The organism is Microbulbifer sp. YPW16, from assembly GCF_021290385.1.
Classification (GTDB): domain Bacteria; phylum Pseudomonadota; class Gammaproteobacteria; order Pseudomonadales; family Cellvibrionaceae; genus Microbulbifer; species Microbulbifer zhoushanensis.
Window position 1 is genome coordinate 2,589,023 of the sequence record NZ_CP089928.1, and the last position, 15,793, is coordinate 2,604,815.

The 15,793-nt window shown below is 64.9% G+C and carries 14 protein-coding genes; 9 read left to right on the forward strand and 5 right to left on the reverse strand.

Annotated features, from left to right (window positions below; all coding sequences use genetic code 11):
• Positions 1-334 precede the first annotated feature (334 nt).
• The 5 genes from LVE68_RS11170 to LVE68_RS11190 all read left to right on the forward strand — a co-directional run bounded on the left by LVE68_RS11170 (position 335) and on the right by LVE68_RS11190 (position 4,586).
• Positions 335-757 (forward strand): hypothetical protein, encoded by a 423-nt coding sequence (locus LVE68_RS11170; protein WP_232940437.1) that lies wholly within the window; start codon positions 335-337, stop codon positions 755-757.
• 84 nt (positions 758-841) lie between these two features.
• Positions 842-1,543 carry a hypothetical protein gene (locus LVE68_RS11175; protein WP_232940438.1) on the forward strand — a complete coding sequence of 234 codons (702 nt, stop codon included), beginning with the start codon at positions 842-844 and terminating at the stop codon, positions 1,541-1,543.
• Between the two features lie 56 nt (positions 1,544-1,599).
• Positions 1,600-2,010, forward strand: coding sequence for an ACT domain-containing protein (locus LVE68_RS11180; protein ID WP_232940439.1), 411 nt, complete (start codon positions 1,600-1,602; stop codon positions 2,008-2,010).
• Between the two features lie 25 nt (positions 2,011-2,035).
• The gene (locus LVE68_RS11185; RefSeq protein ID WP_232940440.1) at positions 2,036-2,770 is read left to right on the forward strand and encodes a hypothetical protein; all 735 of its coding nucleotides are present in this window, start codon (positions 2,036-2,038) and stop codon (positions 2,768-2,770) included.
• Positions 2,771-2,963: 193 nt separating this feature from the next.
• Positions 2,964-4,586 (forward strand): M28 family metallopeptidase, encoded by a 1,623-nt coding sequence (locus tag LVE68_RS11190; RefSeq protein ID WP_232940442.1) that lies wholly within the window; start codon positions 2,964-2,966, stop codon positions 4,584-4,586.
• A 13-nt stretch (positions 4,587-4,599) separates the two neighbouring features.
• On the opposite strand, the gene LVE68_RS11195 is transcribed toward LVE68_RS11190, so the two are convergent.
• The gene (locus LVE68_RS11195; RefSeq protein WP_232940443.1) at positions 4,600-5,712 is read right to left on the reverse strand and encodes a GNAT family N-acetyltransferase/peptidase C39 family protein; all 1,113 of its coding nucleotides are present in this window, start codon (positions 5,710-5,712) and stop codon (positions 4,600-4,602) included.
• Positions 5,713-5,907: 195 nt separating this feature from the next.
• On the opposite strand from LVE68_RS11195, the gene LVE68_RS11200 reads away from it, so the two are divergent.
• Positions 5,908-7,407 carry a RimK family protein gene (locus LVE68_RS11200; protein ID WP_232940444.1) on the forward strand — a complete coding sequence of 500 codons (1,500 nt, stop codon included), beginning with the start codon at positions 5,908-5,910 and terminating at the stop codon, positions 7,405-7,407.
• Positions 7,408-7,509: 102 nt separating this feature from the next.
• Positions 7,510-8,004 (forward strand): hypothetical protein, encoded by a 495-nt coding sequence (locus LVE68_RS11205; RefSeq protein ID WP_232940445.1) that lies wholly within the window; start codon positions 7,510-7,512, stop codon positions 8,002-8,004.
• Between the two features lie 70 nt (positions 8,005-8,074).
• Here LVE68_RS11205 and LVE68_RS11210 read toward each other — a convergent pair whose 3' ends face one another.
• Positions 8,075-8,956 carry a LysR family transcriptional regulator gene (locus LVE68_RS11210; RefSeq protein ID WP_232940446.1) on the reverse strand — a complete coding sequence of 294 codons (882 nt, stop codon included), beginning with the start codon at positions 8,954-8,956 and terminating at the stop codon, positions 8,075-8,077.
• A 135-nt stretch (positions 8,957-9,091) separates the two neighbouring features.
• Here LVE68_RS11210 and LVE68_RS11215 point away from each other — a divergent pair, with 135 nt between their 5' ends.
• Both LVE68_RS11215 and LVE68_RS11220 read left to right on the forward strand, forming a co-directional pair.
• Positions 9,092-9,868 (forward strand): ferredoxin--NADP reductase, encoded by a 777-nt coding sequence (locus tag LVE68_RS11215; protein WP_232940447.1) that lies wholly within the window; start codon positions 9,092-9,094, stop codon positions 9,866-9,868.
• Positions 9,869-10,036: 168 nt separating this feature from the next.
• Positions 10,037-10,564, forward strand: coding sequence for a lipocalin family protein (locus LVE68_RS11220; protein WP_232940448.1), 528 nt, complete (start codon positions 10,037-10,039; stop codon positions 10,562-10,564).
• 46 nt (positions 10,565-10,610) lie between these two features.
• Here the strand turns inward: LVE68_RS11220 and LVE68_RS11225 are convergent, their stop codons facing one another.
• From LVE68_RS11225 to LVE68_RS11235, 3 genes are read right to left on the reverse strand one after another with little or no spacing between them, the layout of a single operon-like run.
• Complete coding sequence (locus LVE68_RS11225) at positions 10,611-12,362, reverse strand: hypothetical protein (protein WP_232940449.1); 1,752 nt, start codon at positions 12,360-12,362, stop codon at positions 10,611-10,613.
• Positions 12,359-14,638, reverse strand: a complete 2,280-nt coding sequence (locus tag LVE68_RS11230) for a DUF4175 domain-containing protein (RefSeq protein ID WP_232940450.1) — start codon at positions 14,636-14,638, stop codon at positions 12,359-12,361. Before LVE68_RS11230 ends, LVE68_RS11225 begins: the two co-directional genes overlap by 4 nt.
• The gene (locus tag LVE68_RS11235; RefSeq protein ID WP_232940451.1) at positions 14,631-15,788 is read right to left on the reverse strand and encodes a BatA domain-containing protein; all 1,158 of its coding nucleotides are present in this window, start codon (positions 15,786-15,788) and stop codon (positions 14,631-14,633) included. Before LVE68_RS11235 ends, LVE68_RS11230 begins: the two co-directional genes overlap by 8 nt.
• Positions 15,789-15,793: the final 5 nt, after the last annotated feature.

Consider the following 15,793-nt stretch of genomic DNA (forward strand, 5'->3'; position numbering starts at 1 on the left):
CGCCACTCCCCCCAGTTGCCCCACACCCGACCTGTCGGGTGGACTACAGCGAGCACCGCTGGTGGCGGTGAAATGAATATTTTTGATGCTTCCCCTGCCACTGTTGGTTTTTACGTCTAGCCTTGAGTGAAAGGGACGTGAAAAAGCGCGCAGATGCACTTTTTCATGCCGGCGGAACCAACACCAGCGCCGGCCAGGAAAACCGGCAGCTGGCGGACCCGATTGCCCCACTGCCAGACATTGGTCAGCAGTAGTCGAGTTGCGCATGAAGTTGTTGCGTCACCTTTTGCCCGCGAATCCTCTTTCCCACTTCCTTCCAGCCTGCGCGATGACAATGGCGCTGGCGTTCCTCCTGTCCTTCCCGGCCGTCTCATCCGCGGAGGTCTCCCAGCGCGAGTGGGCCGGTAACTGGCTGGTGGTCGGCGAGGGCGATGCCCAGCTGGTCTGGCAGCTGCACGCCGACGGCTCCGGTTATGCCTACGGTTTCCAGCCCGGCGGGGAGCTCTCCCATGGCTTCGCCATCAGCTGGACACTCCAGGGCGACCGGGTGCGGGTGCGAACCGGTGCGGCGGTACGCTGCAGTGGCGGTGTGGTGGATGTGGCCTTTACCGGCTGGAGCCCCGTGACCCTAGACTTCGCAGTACTGGATGGACGCCATTGGCGCCAGCATGGCGGCGGGTTGCTGAGCTTCCAGCGCCGCCTGCAGGACTGGGAGACCCCCACGGCCGGCAACGAGTGCCCCAGGCTGAATAGCTAGGGGCATCCAGCAGGACCGGTGCGGCAGAGCCCGCCGGTCCCCTCCTCAGGGATGAGTAAAGCGACTGACTGGAGAACAGCTGTAATGCAGCGGCGCTTTATTCCCGCAGTAGCCCTGGCTCTCTTGGCCGGGTGGACCGTGTCCGGGGTCGCCCGGGCACAGCCGGAATCAGATGAAGCCCCCGACGGGGACGGCTGGGGCTGGGACGTAGAATCCCGGCTCGAGGCGGACCAGTGGGTGGGCGACTGGCTGATTTCCCGCGACGGCGAGGCGCGCCATGTATGGAGCCTGCAAGCCGATGGCACGGGTCGCTCCTACGCCTTTGTCCAGCGCAGCAACGGCGATATGCGGTTCGCCTACGGCTACGACATCCAGTGGTATTTCGACCCGTTCACGCAGATGGCCAACATTCGCACCGAGCGGCGTATCGTCTGCCGTGGTGGCAAGCTGTATCCCTACTTCCTCACCCTCAAATCCTACGAAAGCGATTACGCGGTGCGCGGCAAGTACGCGTGGCAGACCACCTGGACCGAGGCCAGTATCGGCGAAAACAACCTGCACAAATCCCTCATCGTGTTTGTTACCCCGCTGTCGGGCTGGCACAACCCGCGGAAGGACGCGCCCTGCCCGGACTTTCCCAGCATCGAGCTGGAACAGGATATCGACCGGGCACTGGACCGCTGGGCCAGGGATGCGGAGCGGGCCCGGGTGAGTGCCGAGAGCGCAGAGGATGTCACGCCATCCGCGGACGAGCCGGATATAGAGGGGGAATCATTCAGCAACTGATGGCCGCCCCAACGATGGCGGCCGCCATACCAACCAGACCGGGAGTGACTCGATGTATGAACGCCACCATAGGGCTGGAAAAGCTGCTGCGCAGCTGTGAACCGCAGTTGCACGGCAGCGACTGTGTCTTCTGTACCCTGAGCGCGGAGCAGCTGCCCCTGCTGGCCGGCCAGTGCCTGTTACTGGTCAGTGAGCGGGACGGCTACAGCGCGATACTGCCGCGGGAACTCGCCGAGCGCGAGGGTATCCCGGTGGACGCACCCCTGTGCCAGATCACCCTGCGCCAGCGAGGCGGGCCGGTGTTGCCGGGACTGCTGGCTGCCCTTGCCGGTGAGCTGGACGGTGCGCGCATCAGCGCCCGTATCACCTCGACACCGCGGGGCCATCACCTGTTTGTCCCGCAGGCGCAGGCCCAGGACACACTCATGCTGTTGCGGGGAATCGGCAACCGGGCACACTACTGTTAGCGCTTGCCCGGTTCGCCGGCCGGCTATGCAGATTGACTATCCGCTGGTGCAACCCCACGGCGAAATCCGCCGGCTGTTACCGGATATTTTTTATATTCCCGGGACGGCCCAGCTGGCGCCCGCCACTGCCGTGAATCGCAACATGGCCATTGTCCGTTGCGGCGATGAGCTGGTGCTGGTCAACCCGGTGCGCCTGCGCCCCGCGCAGGAGGAAAAACTCGAGGACCTGGGCCATATCCGCCATGCGGTGCGCCTGGGCTATTTCCACGGCTGTGACGACCTCTACTATCGCGACCGTTTCAACCTGACCTTCTGGTGCCAGCCGCACTCGGACTACTATCCCGCACCCGCCGCAGACGCGCTGGTGGAGGAGGGTGGCGAGTGCCCGGTGCCGGGTGGGCAGTTCTTCGAGTTTACCCGCGGCCGCCATCCCGAGGCGGCGTTGCTGGTACCGGGCTGTGGCGGCCTGTTGCTGACCTGCGATGCGCTGCAGTACTGGACATCCTGGTGTGGTTGCAACTGGTGCGGCCGCAACCTGCTTCGACTGGCCGGCTTCCGCCAGGGCATGCAGGTGGCGCCCACCTGGTGCCGCCGCATGGCGCCCGAGGGCATGGATCCGGTGCGCTGGTTGCGGGCGGATTTCGAACGCCTGCTGGAGCTGCCATTCCTCCACTTTATTGCCGCCCACGGCGATTTCTGTCCCGATAATGCCCACGAGGAGGTGGCCGCTGCAGTGGACAGGCGGTTTGCCCGGCACTGACCCCGGCGACGAGTCGCCGAATTATTTTCCCGGTATGTGCGTCAATACGCTGCGATGACCCGGAACCGGTTGGCAATACCGCCGGAATGGATCGTGGTAACCTTGCTGGCGTATAAGAACTCATTCCGCCGGTGCCCGGTGCGCCATGGTTACTGCTGGCGGGCACCTTTCAACGCTGGACAAGAACCTGACGATGAGACTCACCAACCTGCTCGGTGCCCTGGCTGTGGGCGCCCTTGCTGCCTGCGCCACCACCCCACCACCGCTGCCGCAGGCGGATGTGGAGCATATCCGCCAACAACTGGAATACCTGGCTGCGGATGAGCTGGCCGGGCGCGAGACCGGCACGCCGGGCTATCGCCAGTCGGCGGAATATGTCGCCGGTCAATTCCGCGCCCTCGGGCTGCAGCCGGCCGGGGGAGAGGACTTCCTGCAGGAGGTGCCGTTCCGCCGGGCCAGCTGGGACGGCCGCGAGCCGACCCTGGTACTGCAGGGCCGCGACGGCGACATCACTTTCAGGTTCGGTGAGGATTTTGTGGCCTCGCCGCCCACGACCGCCGAGAGAACCGCCATCGCTGCCGGGCTGGTGTTCGTGGGCTTTGGTATCGACGCACCGGAGTACGGTATCGATGATTACGCCGGCCTGGATGTGAGCGGCAAGATCGTGGTGATCCTGTCCGGCCGCCCCTCCAGCCTGCCCAGCGAAGTGGGTGCCCACTACGCGTCTTCCCGCACCAAGCGCCAGACCGCCGCGCGCCACGGCGCCGTGGGTTACATGACCCTCAATACGCCACAGCGGGAAAAGCGCTCACCCTTCGCCCGTGCGGTAGAGCACCGGGAGGATGCCAGCTTTGACTGGATCGGCGCCGATGATATGCCCGGCAATGCCATTCCCGGCCTGCACCCCGGCGTCTACCTGGATATGCCCGCTGGCCGCCAGCTGTTTATGGGCGCCGAGCGCAGCCTGGATACCGTATTTACTGAGGTTGCCAATGGCCTGGCGCCGCGTGGCTTCCCATTGCCCTACCGCGCCTCCCTGACCAGTGGCGCGCGCCACGAGCAGGTTCTCAGTCCCAATGTGGTGGCGGTGCTGCCGGGCAGCGATCCCGAGCTGAAGGACGAGTATGTGGTGTTTTCCGCGCACCTGGATCACTTGGGCAAAGACGCGGAGGGTCGCGTGGTCAACGGCGCACAGGACAATGCCGCCGGCATCGCCATCATGCTGGAGACGGCGCGACTGTTTGTCGAATCCGGCCGTGCGCCGCGGCGTTCGCTGATGTTTGTGGCGGTGACCGCCGAGGAAAAAGGCCTGCTGGGTTCCGACTACTTTGCCCAGCACCCGCCGGTGCCGCCGCGCGCCATGGTGGCGAATATCAACCTTGATATGCCGATGCTGCTGTACCCGTTCCGGGACATCATCGCCTTCGGCGCCGAGCATTCCTCACTGGGCCAGACCACTGCGCGCGCCGCGGCCCGCGCGGGCCTCAGGCTGAGCCCGGACCCGATGCCGGAACAGGTGATTTTCGTGCGCAGCGATCATTACAGTTTCGTGCGCCAGGGGGTTCCCGCCATCTACCTGATCACCGGGCGCGAGGCACAGGATCCGGCAGCCGACGGCACTGCAATGCAGAACCGGTTCCTGCGCGAGCGTTACCACAAGCACACCGATGAGGCCGACGCCCAGGTGGATTACGTGGCCGCGCAGCAGTTCGCCCGGGTCAATTACGCCATTGCCCGCGAGGTGGCCGACGCGGACCGCAAACCGCGCTGGTACGAGGGGGATTTCTTCGGCGAGTTGTTCGCCCCCGGGGGTTGAACCACGCTGCAGATCAACTGCGCACTACCACCGCGGTGCGCAGTCGCTCCCTTCCAAACACGGACATGCGGGCAAAATCCTCGCGGGCAATGGGCAGGTAACTGCTATCCAGCTGGTCCCAGAGCTCATCACAGTCGGGATCGTGCACGTACAGGCACTGTTCATCCATACCCACCAGCGTTACCCAGTGGGGCACCTTTTTGCCGTCGAGCCGATAGGTGCTGACCAGCATTAACACCAGTGCACCTGCTTCCAGCCACTGCTGCAGCTGGTCCTGGGTGAATTCCTCCGGTACCACCTGCATGCCGGCGGCAGTCGCTGCCGCGCGGAAATCCGCATCCACCTGGCTGATCACTTTCTTTTTCCCGGGCGCTCGCACACTGTCGATAAACAGCGGACCCTCCCGATTCAGGTACACAGAGGCGTCGAAGCCCCGCGCGCGCAGTGCCAGCCCCAGGCCCACCGGGTGGCAGCCACCGTGGCCGGAGGTCATGAAAATGGTGGTGGCCTCCCGCCACAGGGCCAGTTCCTCGCTGACAGAGGGGTCATAGCTGCTGTCCAGGGCTGCCATGGCCATCATGGCGGCAGCCGGGCCACAGGTGAAATCCGTCGTCTGCCGGTACCAGGGCACTGCCAGCCGATGCAGGTTTTCCGGATGGTAGTGGATGCGTTTCTGCATGCGCAGGGCATGGCTGTCATCCTGGTAATAGTTGCGGTAGCGGCCGAAGGCGCGGTAACCCAGTGCCTGGTACAGCGCGATCGCGGCCTGGTTATGTTCGGCAACTTCCAGGCGCATGAAAAAGCGACCACTGTCACTGGCAGCCTTTTCCACCGCTGATACCAGGTGGCTGCCAATACCCTGGCCGCGGGCGCTACTGGCTACTGCCAGCGAATAGAGCCGTGCCAGCCGGGTACCGCGACGCAAAATGACCAGCGCGTAGCCGAGCAGAGACGTGTCCCGTTCCGCCAGCAGGAACACACAATTGTCGGCCATTACCCAGTGACGCAGGCGTCGCCGGCTGAGTCGGTCGCGGGCAAAGGCGGCCTGCTCGAGGTCGTGCAGGGCCGCCACGTCGGCGGGCATCGCGGGCCGGATGACAAGGCCGGTTTTTTCCGGGGCGGGCATAGGGGGGCCTGTCGGCAAGAAGCCGTCAATACCGCGACATTGCGGCTGCGCAACAGTAGCAGAAGCGTCCCGGAAGGGAAGATTCCCCGGTGAAAAAACGCATAAAAAAACCTGTAGGCCGAACTCCGGTTTTCCTCTATCTTTCGCCTGCTGTCCGGCGTCCGCCGGACCCGATCCTGCGAGGCTTTCCTGCCGATGTCCCGGGTACTTATTGTTATCGACCAGCCCAGTGACTGGGCCCCCTATTATCCCAGCGAGCGCGTCATCACTTTTGCCGATTACCTGGCACTAGCTTCCCCCCAGCAGCGGGTTCGGGTGATTAACCTGTGTGGTGACTACCAATACCGCAGTGAGGGCTATTACTGCTCCCTGCTGGCGGAGGCGCGCAGCCACCACGTGCTGCCCAGCGTGCGCAGTCTCAATGACCTGGCGCTGCCGCAACTCTACAAGCTCCAGCTGGGTAGCATCCTGCCGGCGCTGGGCAAGTTGCCGGCACCGGCCGACGGCAGCAGCGAACTGCGGGTCAAGTCGTATTTCGGGCGCTGCCCCGAGCCGGTGTTGCAGCCGCTGGCACGGTTGCTGTTCGATCGTTTTCCCTGTCCGGTGCTGGAAATCCACCTGGTCCGCAACCAGTCCTGGGAAATTGCCGACCTGCACGTCTGTTCCCACCGCGACCTGGACGATGCAGAGGAGACGCTTTTTGCCGAGGCACTGGACGGTTTCAGCAACCAGGTGTGGCGGCCGCGGAAAAAGAGTGAAAGCAGCCGTTACGACCTCGCCATCCTGGTCAACCCGGAGGAATCACTGCCGCCGTCGGATAGCGTTGCCCTGAAGAAATTTGCCAGCGCCGGTCGCGAGCTGGGTTTTGCCGTGGAGATGATTACACCGGCGGACTACATGCGCCTGCCGGAATTCGATGCGCTATTTATCCGCGAGACCACGGCCATCGACCATCACACCTACCGCTTCGCCAAGCGGGCCGAAGCTGAGGGCCTGGTGGTACTCGACGATCCCACCAGCATCCTGCGCTGCACCAACAAAATCTACCTGGCGGACCTGTTCCGCACCCACAGGGTGCCGGCTCCCCGCACCGCTATCCTGCGCCGGGGCGACGAGGCCGGGTTAATGGCGGCAGTGCAGGAGCTGGGCCTGCCGATGGTGATCAAGATCCCGGATGGTTCTTTTTCCCGCGGCGTGGTCAAGGTAAAGAGCGAGGAGGAGCTGCGCGACCGGCTGGGTGAGTTGTTTGCCGAGTCCAGCCTGCTGCTGGCACAGGAGTTCCTGTACACGGAGTTTGACTGGCGTATCGGCGTTCTCAATAACCGGCCGCTGTATGCGTGTCGCTACTATATGGCCAAGAACCACTGGCAGATCTACAACCACGGCGACAAGAAAAACAGCAGTGGCGGCTTCGCCACCCTGCCGACCTTCGAGGTCCCGAAAGCGGTGCTGCAGGCCGCGCTCCGGGCCACCCGCCCGATCGGTAATGGTTTTTACGGCGTCGATGTAAAGGAGTCCGCAGGCAAGGGCTATGTGATCGAGGTCAATGACAATCCCTCGATCGACAGTGGCGTGGAGGACAAGTACCTGGGCAGGGAGTTGTATCGCCAGATCCTGTCGGAGTTTATCCGGCGACTGGAGGCGCGCCGCGTCGGCAGACAGGAAGCCCGGGCCGGACAGGGGATGCCGCTGTAATAAGCTGTAATCCTGTACCAATGAAGCCCATGTTAATCTCCGTGCCGGCTGGCGCTTGTATCAACCAGCCGACCGATAAAAAAATACGCTAAAGGACGAAACATGATTAAGAAAATTGCCTTGGGGGCCTCAATCGCTGCACTGACCCTGGCTACTGGCTGTGCCAGCATTCTCAGCGACAGCAAATACCCGGTAACCATCAGCAGCACGCCCACCGGTGCCAACTTCTCTGTGATCAATGAGGCGGGCCTCGATGTGCATTCCGGTGTAACCCCGGACACCATCACGCTGGACGCTTCTGACGGTTTCTTCTCGTCCGCCAACTACACCGTCAGGTACCAGATGGCCGGTTACAATGAGCAGACCTTCCAGATCAAGGCTGGCATGGACGGCTGGTATATCGGCAACATCCTGCTGGGCGGCCTGATCGGCATGCTGATCGTGGATCCGGCCACCGGTGCCATGTGGAAGCTGCCGGAAACGGCCAATGCCACCCTGCAGCCGCAGACTGCCGCTGCCTCCTCCGAGGACCTGACCATTGCCTCTATCGACCAGGTGCCGGAAGAACTGAAATCCCAGCTGGTACGGGTGAAGTAATCCCGTTACTGCCCGCAGGGGTGGGAACAGTTAGCGAAGCCACCCTCCGGGTGGCTTTTTTATTGGCGGGTTACGCGGCCTGCCGGCACAGCTCCAGCCAGCGCTCGATCCCCGTGCTGCGGTATTTCTGCCGGTGCAGGGCGAAATAGAACTCGCGGCGGAAATCCCGCTGGGGTACCGGCAGCTCAACCAGCGAGCCGCGTTTCAGGGCATCGGTAAGGGATACCCGGGACAGGCAGCTAATCCCCAGTCCCGCTTCAACCGCACGCTTGATGGCTTCGGTGTGCTGTAATTCCAGCAGGATATGCAGCTGGGGAAGCAGCCCCGCCAGCGCACGCTCGAAAGTCTGCCGGGTGCCGGAACCCGGCTCGCGCAGTATCCAGGTGGCGCTGCACAGGTCGGCGTCGCCGAGGGCCTGATGGCCTGCCAGTGGATGGTCCGGCGCGCAGAAGACCACCAGCTCGTCGTCGCGCCAGGGCATCATTTCCAGGTCCGGGTGGTTGAGTTCCCCCTCGATCAGCCCCAGGTCCAGTTCAAAGTTCAGCACGCGCTCGGCGATGGCGGCGGTGTTGGCCACGTCCAGCTCCACCCGGGTACCCGGCTGCTCGGCCATGTAGCGCGCCATGATGCCCGCCGCCAGGTAGTTGCCGATGGTGAGGGTGGCGCCGATCTTGAGCCGCCCAAGGTCGCCGTGGGCGGCCAGCGACTGTTCCAGTTCCCGCGCCCGCTCCAGCAGCTCTTCGGCCCGCGGCCACAGCTGGCGTCCCAGCTCGTTGAGGCGTAGCCGCTTGCCGGTGCGCTCGAACAGGCGCAGCTCGAACTGCTGTTCGAGTTCCTTCAGCGCCGTGGAGGCGGCGGACTGGGACATATTCAGGCTGGCGGCGGCGCGGCTGACATTCTCGTGGTGGGCGCAGGCGAGGAAGACTTCCAGCTGGCGCAGGGAGTAGCGCAAGGCATACCTCCGGGTCGGGATTTCAGTTATCTATTAAATAGATAAGGATTATCGAAATATCCCATTTTGCCAATAGGTATTCCGCAGCTAGAATTCAGGCATTAAGAGAATTGAGGAATAACTGGTTCTAATCTTATGTCAAATTTGAATATTGAAAAGGTGCTGGATGTCCATCACTGGAACGACACCCTGTTCAGCTTCAAGACCAGTCGCGACCCGTCATTCCGCTTCGAGAACGGCCACTTTACCATGATCGGCCTGCAGCAGGAGAACGGCCGCCCGCTGCTGCGCGCCTATTCCATCGCCAGTGCCAACTATGAGGATGAGCTGGAGTTCTTCAGCATCAAGGTGCCGGACGGCCCCCTTACCTCCAAGCTGCAGAAGATCCAGCCGGGTGACGAGATCTATGTCAGCCGCAAGCCCACCGGCACCCTGGTGGCGGATCACCTGCTGCCGGGCAAGCGCCTGTGGCTGCTGTCCACCGGCACCGGCCTGGCGCCGTTCCTCAGCATCATCAAGGACCCGGATGTCTACGAGCGCTTCGACCAGGTGATCCTGACCCACGGTGTGCGCTACAAGTCGGAACTCGCCTACCAGGACTTTATCCAGCGGGAACTGCCGGAGCACGAGTACTTCGGTGAGATGATCCGCGAGCAGCTGCTCTACTACCCCACAGTGACCCGCGAGCCCTACGAGAACAATGGCCGCCTGACTGACCTGATGCTGTCCGGCAAGCTGTTCGACGACCTGGGCACGCCGAAACCCAACGTGGAAGAGGACCGCTTTATGCTCTGCGGCAGCCCGGGGATGCTCAAGGACCTGACCAGCATCCTGGATGACTGGGGTTTCCGCGAGACCCGCGCCGGTGTCCCGCACGAATACGTCATTGAACGCGCCTTTGTGGAAAAGTAATTACCACCCGCTTCGACTGTCTGGCCACCCTCGGGTGGCTTTTTTATTTCCGGAACCGGCATTAATGTAATCCCGGCGGCTGCGTCAGGCGTATTGGGCAGTGACATCCGGCTACCCTATAAATAGCCGGTGATGGATTTCCGCTAATGGCTGCTGAGAGGCGCTACCTTGCGAAAACTTTTGCTGCTGTGTTTTGCATTCCTCTGGGGTTGTACCGGGGTGCCGGAGAATGTGCAGCCGGTTACCGGCTTCGATCTCGACCGCTACCTGGGCCGGTGGTACGAGGTGGCCCGCCTGGACCACTCCTTCGAGCGCGGGCTGAGCCATGTCACCGCCGAGTACAGCCTCAACGACGACGGTACCGTGAAAGTGGTGAATCGCGGTTATTCCCGTGAGAAAGGTGAGTGGCAGGAAGCCGTGGGCCGCGCCAGGTTTGCCGGTGACCCGGATACCGGCCACCTGGAGGTTTCTTTCTTCGGGCCCTTCTACGCCTCCTACGTGGTGGTGGCACTGGACGCGGACTACCGCCACGCGATGGTGACCGGCTACAACCGGGAATACCTGTGGCTGCTGTCCCGTGAACCGGAAATTCCCAAAGCCGAACTGGAGCAGCTGCTGCAGCAGGCGCGGGACCTGGGCTACAACACCGACAACCTGATCTTCGTCGACCACAGCGGTGAGCCCCCCGGCCAGTAGGCCCTGGCGCAGCTCCGGCTGGTTTGCGCCAGGGCTGGAAGTGCCTTCAGCGTTTCAGTTTCCGCTCTCCCCACCAGCTGATTGCCAGCAGGCCCAGTAGCAGCAACGCCAGCCAGTGTCGCGGTAGGGGCCGGTGCGGCGCCGGGGCTTCCCTACCGGGGCCCAGCCTGGCGGTGGCCATCTGCCCGGTGGACTGTGCTTTTAACGTGCGTTGCCAGGCGGGCCAGGCATCGGCGGCGAACACATACAGGCTGAACGGAGCCACCGCCGCTTCCGCCGTGGCTTCCAGTTCATACCAGCCGTGCTCGCGGGGCCAGAAGGTATAACAGCCGTCAGTGGACTGCGTTCCCGCCAGGCGCTGCTCGCCGGCAACGGCCGACAGTAGCGGTGCCGCACCGGTGAAGCCGCCGCTGCACAGGGTTACCCGGTGGCCCGCCCGCGGCAGCGCCTGGCGCACCGCCACCGGTGCGCCACTGCCCCGGTAGGCCAGTTGCGGTTCCAGCACCGCCTGCCACAACCGCGCGTACGCCTGGCCATAGCCGGCGGTGATCCAGCGGTAGCTGTTGCGAAAAAACACAAACCCCAGTGCCCCGTCCGCAGTCGCGCGACCCCAGTAGAGCGCGATATCCCTGCCGTCGACTGGACCCGCGGGAGCCCCCCGCAGCACCCGGTCGCCGGCCTGCATCGCCGCGGGCCGGAACCCGGTCGTGCCCAGGGCCGGGGTTTCGCGGTCGCCGAAGGGCGCCTGCAGTTCAGCGGACCTGTCGCGCTCCAGGCCCATGCCGTTGGCACGGGCGTAGTCGATAAAGCCCGCCGGCGCCTCGTCACCCACCAGCCACAGCACCGATGCCTGTCGCCGCAGCTGCTGTCGCTGGCGCCGGTCCAGCTGCGGCCACAGCTGGCTGTCGAGGATCAGCAGGTCGAAGCCATTGGCGGGGTCCAGCGGTGCGCGATTGCCGCCGTCAAAACCGTTCAGGTTGCGGCTGCGCTCGATACCCGGTGCCAGCCGGGTAACGACCCTGGTCGGTACGCCGGACTCCCGCAGCCAGCGGGACAGCGCGGCGGACTCGAAGCCCGGCTGCGCCAGCCACAGCAATACCTGTGGGCGTTCGCCCCGGTTTACCTGTACCGGCACGGCTTCGCGCCTCGCCGATGGTCCCTCGCCAATCTGCAACTGGTATTCCCAGCGCCCGGCCAGCCGCGGTGTATCCGCCAGGGTCACCTTGCCGGGGGGGGTGGAGGCGGGGATGGTTGTTTCCGCAACCGCCGTACCGAAGGGATCCAGCAGTTTCACCGGCGTTTCTGCGGGCAGTGTCGCGGGCAACTGCAGCTGCAGGGCAAGCTCCTGCCCCAGGCCCAGCTGGCGCGGCCAGCGCGGCTGCCAGCCATCCGCTGCTGCCGTAGCGGGGGCAGCGTGTTCGTGGCTGGCGCCTGTCACCCGCAGCCGTACCGGCGGCAGGGCGAGCAGGTCCTCCCGGTACAGGCCGGGGCCGCTGACCGCGAGAGCCGGCAGCGCGTCCAGTTCACGGCTTGTAAGCGCCGGTGTTATTGCCTGGCGCGGCCCCGTCGCTGTATGGGCCAGGCCATCGCCGTCTTGCAGGCGTTCGCTATCCAGCAGCGCAGCATCGGGGGCGGGCAGCAGTTGCGGCGGCTGGGACAGGAGCCACGCGGCCAGCCAGATTGCCAGCTGCAGCACTCCGGCAGTGACGCGTCGCTGCGCCGGGGCATGGCGCCGGGCCACCAGTAACAGTGACACCAGCGCACCGGCGATACAGGTCGCCGTTATCCACAGGCTCATGGCATTCCCCCGCTCGGCACCGTCTGTTTACCGTGGGGATTGGCGGCGCGGATCCAGTCGGCGTAGCTGCCCTGGTTAGCACCACTGGCCGGCAGTGCGGGTGCCGCCTGCGGCGGCGCCAGCAGCTGATACAGCTGTGCCTGCAGTTCCCGCCGACACTGGCTGCACGCCGTGTCCTGGCGGAAACGGCGCAGGGCCTTGCTGACTTCCAGTCGTTTCCCCTGTTGAAGCCCGGATTGCCCGCTGGCAGACATAAGCCCCGGCAGCGCGGCGAGCTCGTCTTCCGTTGGTGTTTCCCCGCTGAGCAGGCTGCGCAGGATGGACTCCAGCCTGGCGCGATCGGGGTCATCGAAGGCGGTGGTAACTTCCGGTGGGGCCACTTCGTCGCGCTCGCCGGTCAGGCGGCGCTCCTCGTCGATGGGCGGGGGCTCGAAGCCCACCCGCTGCAGGTAAATGCGCGAGGCCTGTTGTACCTCCTTGATATAACGCAGTGCGCGATGCTGGTGTGGGAGCGACGCCTGCGGTTCCACGACCGACAGCTCGCGCCAGGAGCTCCACATGGCATTGAGGGCGCTGCGCAGTAGTTCTTTCGTCTGCGGGTCGAACAGGGTCGCGTGCTCGGAGTTGTCGTGCTGGTGGCCCACTGCGGCGACGATGCCGGCGGCGTTGCCAAATTGCGTGGTTTCCCGCTGAACCTCGCCGGCACTTCCGGCCTGTTCCCCCGCGCTTTCCCCGCCATGTTCCCCGGCATGTTCGTCCCGGTGCTGGCCGCCATCGCCATGTTCCCCGCTGTGTCCGGGTCCATCATCGTGCTGTTCCATGGCCGAGTCCTCCTCGCCCAGGAATTTGCCGTAGCGCATGCGCAGCAGGTTCTGTTCGTAGGCCAGGGATTCGGCGCGGCGGCGGAATTCGCCGGGGGGAATTTCCGGTTGGTCCGCCAGTAACGCCTCGGTATCGATAATCAGCTGCCGCTGGCTGCGGAAATATTCCGGCATCACCTTGATCGCCATGCCCTCGGCATCGCTCAGGCCAAAGATCTCCTCCTGCTGCCAGCGCAGGATAAAGTGCTGGCTGCTGGCCACATTGGGCGCGGGCGCACGGTTGTCGCGGGCCTCCAGGAACCAGTAGAGCTCGTCGCCGGGTTCGATGGTGAACCGGTCCACCGGCACCTGGAACTCAAAGCGCTGGCGCTGCCCGTCGGCGGCAGCCGGTTGCAGGGGAATGCGCTCGTTGCGAAAGCGCACATTCTCACCATTGCCGCTGGCCAGGGTCACCACCAGGGCGGTGTCCTCGATACGGAAGTCGTCTTCCACCGTCACCAGTACCCGCAGTGCCGCGTCGCCGGAGGCCAGCGCGGCACCGACCACCATAAGGCTGTCGCGGGGCAGGCTGAACTGGAATTGCGGTGCCCGGTCCGGGATCACCTCGATATTGTGGATTTCCGGCAACAGGGTCTCACGGCCGTCGCGGGTCAGTGCCAGCTGGTAGAAGTCACTCTCCGCCAGCCGGCGCTGCAGGGTCCAGCGGCTGGCCGGCAATTCCCCCCGGGGCTGGAATTCGAAATCGGCCTCCGCCGCTTGCATCCGCAGCCTCTCCACCGGGGCAGACAAGCTCACAGACCACTCGGCGCGGGCATTTTCCGGCGCACGGACCTGCAGCGCCTGTTGTTGCTCCGGGAGTCCGGTATAGGCCGGCGGCATGACCCGGACCTGTGCGCTGTCGACCTGGATCATTCCCGGCCCGTCAGCTTCCGCCGACCCGAAAGAATTGGCCGCGATGCCGTGTGCAGGCTCCGGGCTGCCGGGCCACAGGGTGGTCACCGGGGCCAGCAGTGCTGCCAGGCATAACACCAGGGTAACGCCAATGGCGGGCCGCCAGCGGCGTGGCCTGAAGTGCAGCAGTGCCCCGCCGGCTACCAGTTGCTCCAGCGCGCTGCGCGTGCGCTGTTGCTGCAGGCGCACCAGCGGCGGCAGGGTTTCCGGCGCCTCCAGCAGCAGGGCACTGCTGTCCTGCAGTGCCGGGAAGCGGTGGTCCAGCAATTGGCACAGGTCCCGGTGGCCGGGGCGCCAGCGCTTATCCAGTAATGCGCCCAGCCCGGCGACTAACGTGGCGGCGATACCGCTCCACAGCGGCCAGCCCAGCAGGCCGTGGCTCACCTGGCCCAGCAACAGTGAAAGCAGTGCCAGCGCGATATACGGCGCGAGGCCCCATGCGCGCCAGTGGCGCCGGGCGATCCGCAGCGGAGAAGAGAGGCGGTGAGGCCGGTGCTTATCCATGGACCTGCCTCCGTGACAGAGTGAGTGCCCGCTCCGCCAGCAACACCAGTAACAATGCCAGCAGCAGCGGCTGCTGCAACGGTTCCCGGGCCGCGGCTGCCACCTCGCTGTCCGCTACCGGGATGCCCGGTGGTTTGCCCGCCGGCCAGTGTGGCTGCAATTGTGCCTGCAGCGGCCAGTCCTGTTGTGACCACTGCTGCCACAGCAGCACCGGCAGGTCGGTACGGTGATAGAAAGCCTCGTCCTGCCAGTTGCCCCGGTAGCGCAGCCAGCTGCCGCGCTCCAGCGCGGCCGCTTCGCGAGCGGGCCCGCCGTCACCCCCCAGCGGCACAAAATCCAGTGTCCCGGCAGGGGTGACTGAACTGTCGCTGACCAGCAGCCCGCCGGCGCGCACGAATGCCTGCACCGCTTCCGGCAGGGGGCCGGGACGGTTATAGAGCAGCCACTGGAATTGCTGCGGGTCCAGTTGGCCCGGATCCGCCAGTGCCTGTGGCTCCAGCTGTGCGGTACCGGTTTCCGCCAGCTCCTGCAGGGCAGGGCCCAGCCAGGGTGGGGCTTCGCCCATGATGGCCATGGGTGGCGCCGGCGGGGCCGCTGGTGTGTTCTCGCCGGTGTGGTGCCACTGCCAGTGTGGGCTGTAGCGCAGCGCCCGGTAACCGGCAGCGTTGGCACCGGTGTCGAGCAGGATATGGGCATGGCGGTAGCGGGGCTCTGCCGCCAGTGCTAACAGGCTGTTCCAGCTGTCGCGACTCTCGGGGGAGCTGCTGGCCACCGGCTGTGGTCGCGGCTGCAGCCACAGGACCCGGGCGAATGGTCCCTGTGCCTCGCTAAAAGCGGCAAGCTCAGCGGGTTCCACCGCCGGGTCCACCAGCAGCAGCGCACCCGTGTTTTCCCGTTGCTGCAGCAAAGGTATCGCCAGCAGGGCCGCCAGCAGGGCCAGCAGCAGGAGCCGCAGGCACAGCAACCCGGTGTCGCGCAGCTGCAGGCGTTTCCAGCTCTGTGGCTGGCGCTGTTGCAGCCAGTGGGCCGCGGCGAAGGTAATTTCCCGCGGCGCGCTGCGCTGCAACAGGTGGATCAGCAGCGGGATCAGTAAAGCCAGCAGCAGCCACAGCCACTGCGGGGATTGCCAGCTCCAGGGTAACCACGACATCTCAG

Coding starts and splice junctions, on each gene's coding strand:
- LVE68_RS11175 (WP_232940438.1), top strand. CDS start 842: ATGCAGCGGCGCTTTATTCCCGCAGTAGCCCTGGCTCTCTTGGCCGGG.
- LVE68_RS11205 (WP_232940445.1), top strand. CDS start 7,510: ATGATTAAGAAAATTGCCTTGGGGGCCTCAATCGCTGCACTGACCCTG.
- LVE68_RS11230 (WP_232940450.1), bottom strand. CDS start 14,638: ATGGATAAGCACCGGCCTCACCGCCTCTCTTCTCCGCTGCGGATCGCC.
- LVE68_RS11195 (WP_232940443.1), bottom strand. CDS start 5,712: ATGCCCGCCCCGGAAAAAACCGGCCTTGTCATCCGGCCCGCGATGCCC.
- LVE68_RS11235 (WP_232940451.1), bottom strand. CDS start 15,788: ATGTCGTGGTTACCCTGGAGCTGGCAATCCCCGCAGTGGCTGTGGCTG.
- LVE68_RS11170 (WP_232940437.1), top strand. CDS start 335: ATGGCGCTGGCGTTCCTCCTGTCCTTCCCGGCCGTCTCATCCGCGGAG.
- LVE68_RS11200 (WP_232940444.1), top strand. CDS start 5,908: ATGTCCCGGGTACTTATTGTTATCGACCAGCCCAGTGACTGGGCCCCC.
- LVE68_RS11215 (WP_232940447.1), top strand. CDS start 9,092: ATGTCAAATTTGAATATTGAAAAGGTGCTGGATGTCCATCACTGGAAC.
- LVE68_RS11185 (WP_232940440.1), top strand. CDS start 2,036: ATGCAGATTGACTATCCGCTGGTGCAACCCCACGGCGAAATCCGCCGG.
- LVE68_RS11225 (WP_232940449.1), bottom strand. CDS start 12,362: ATGAGCCTGTGGATAACGGCGACCTGTATCGCCGGTGCGCTGGTGTCA.
- LVE68_RS11180 (WP_232940439.1), top strand. CDS start 1,600: ATGAACGCCACCATAGGGCTGGAAAAGCTGCTGCGCAGCTGTGAACCG.
- LVE68_RS11190 (WP_232940442.1), top strand. CDS start 2,964: ATGAGACTCACCAACCTGCTCGGTGCCCTGGCTGTGGGCGCCCTTGCT.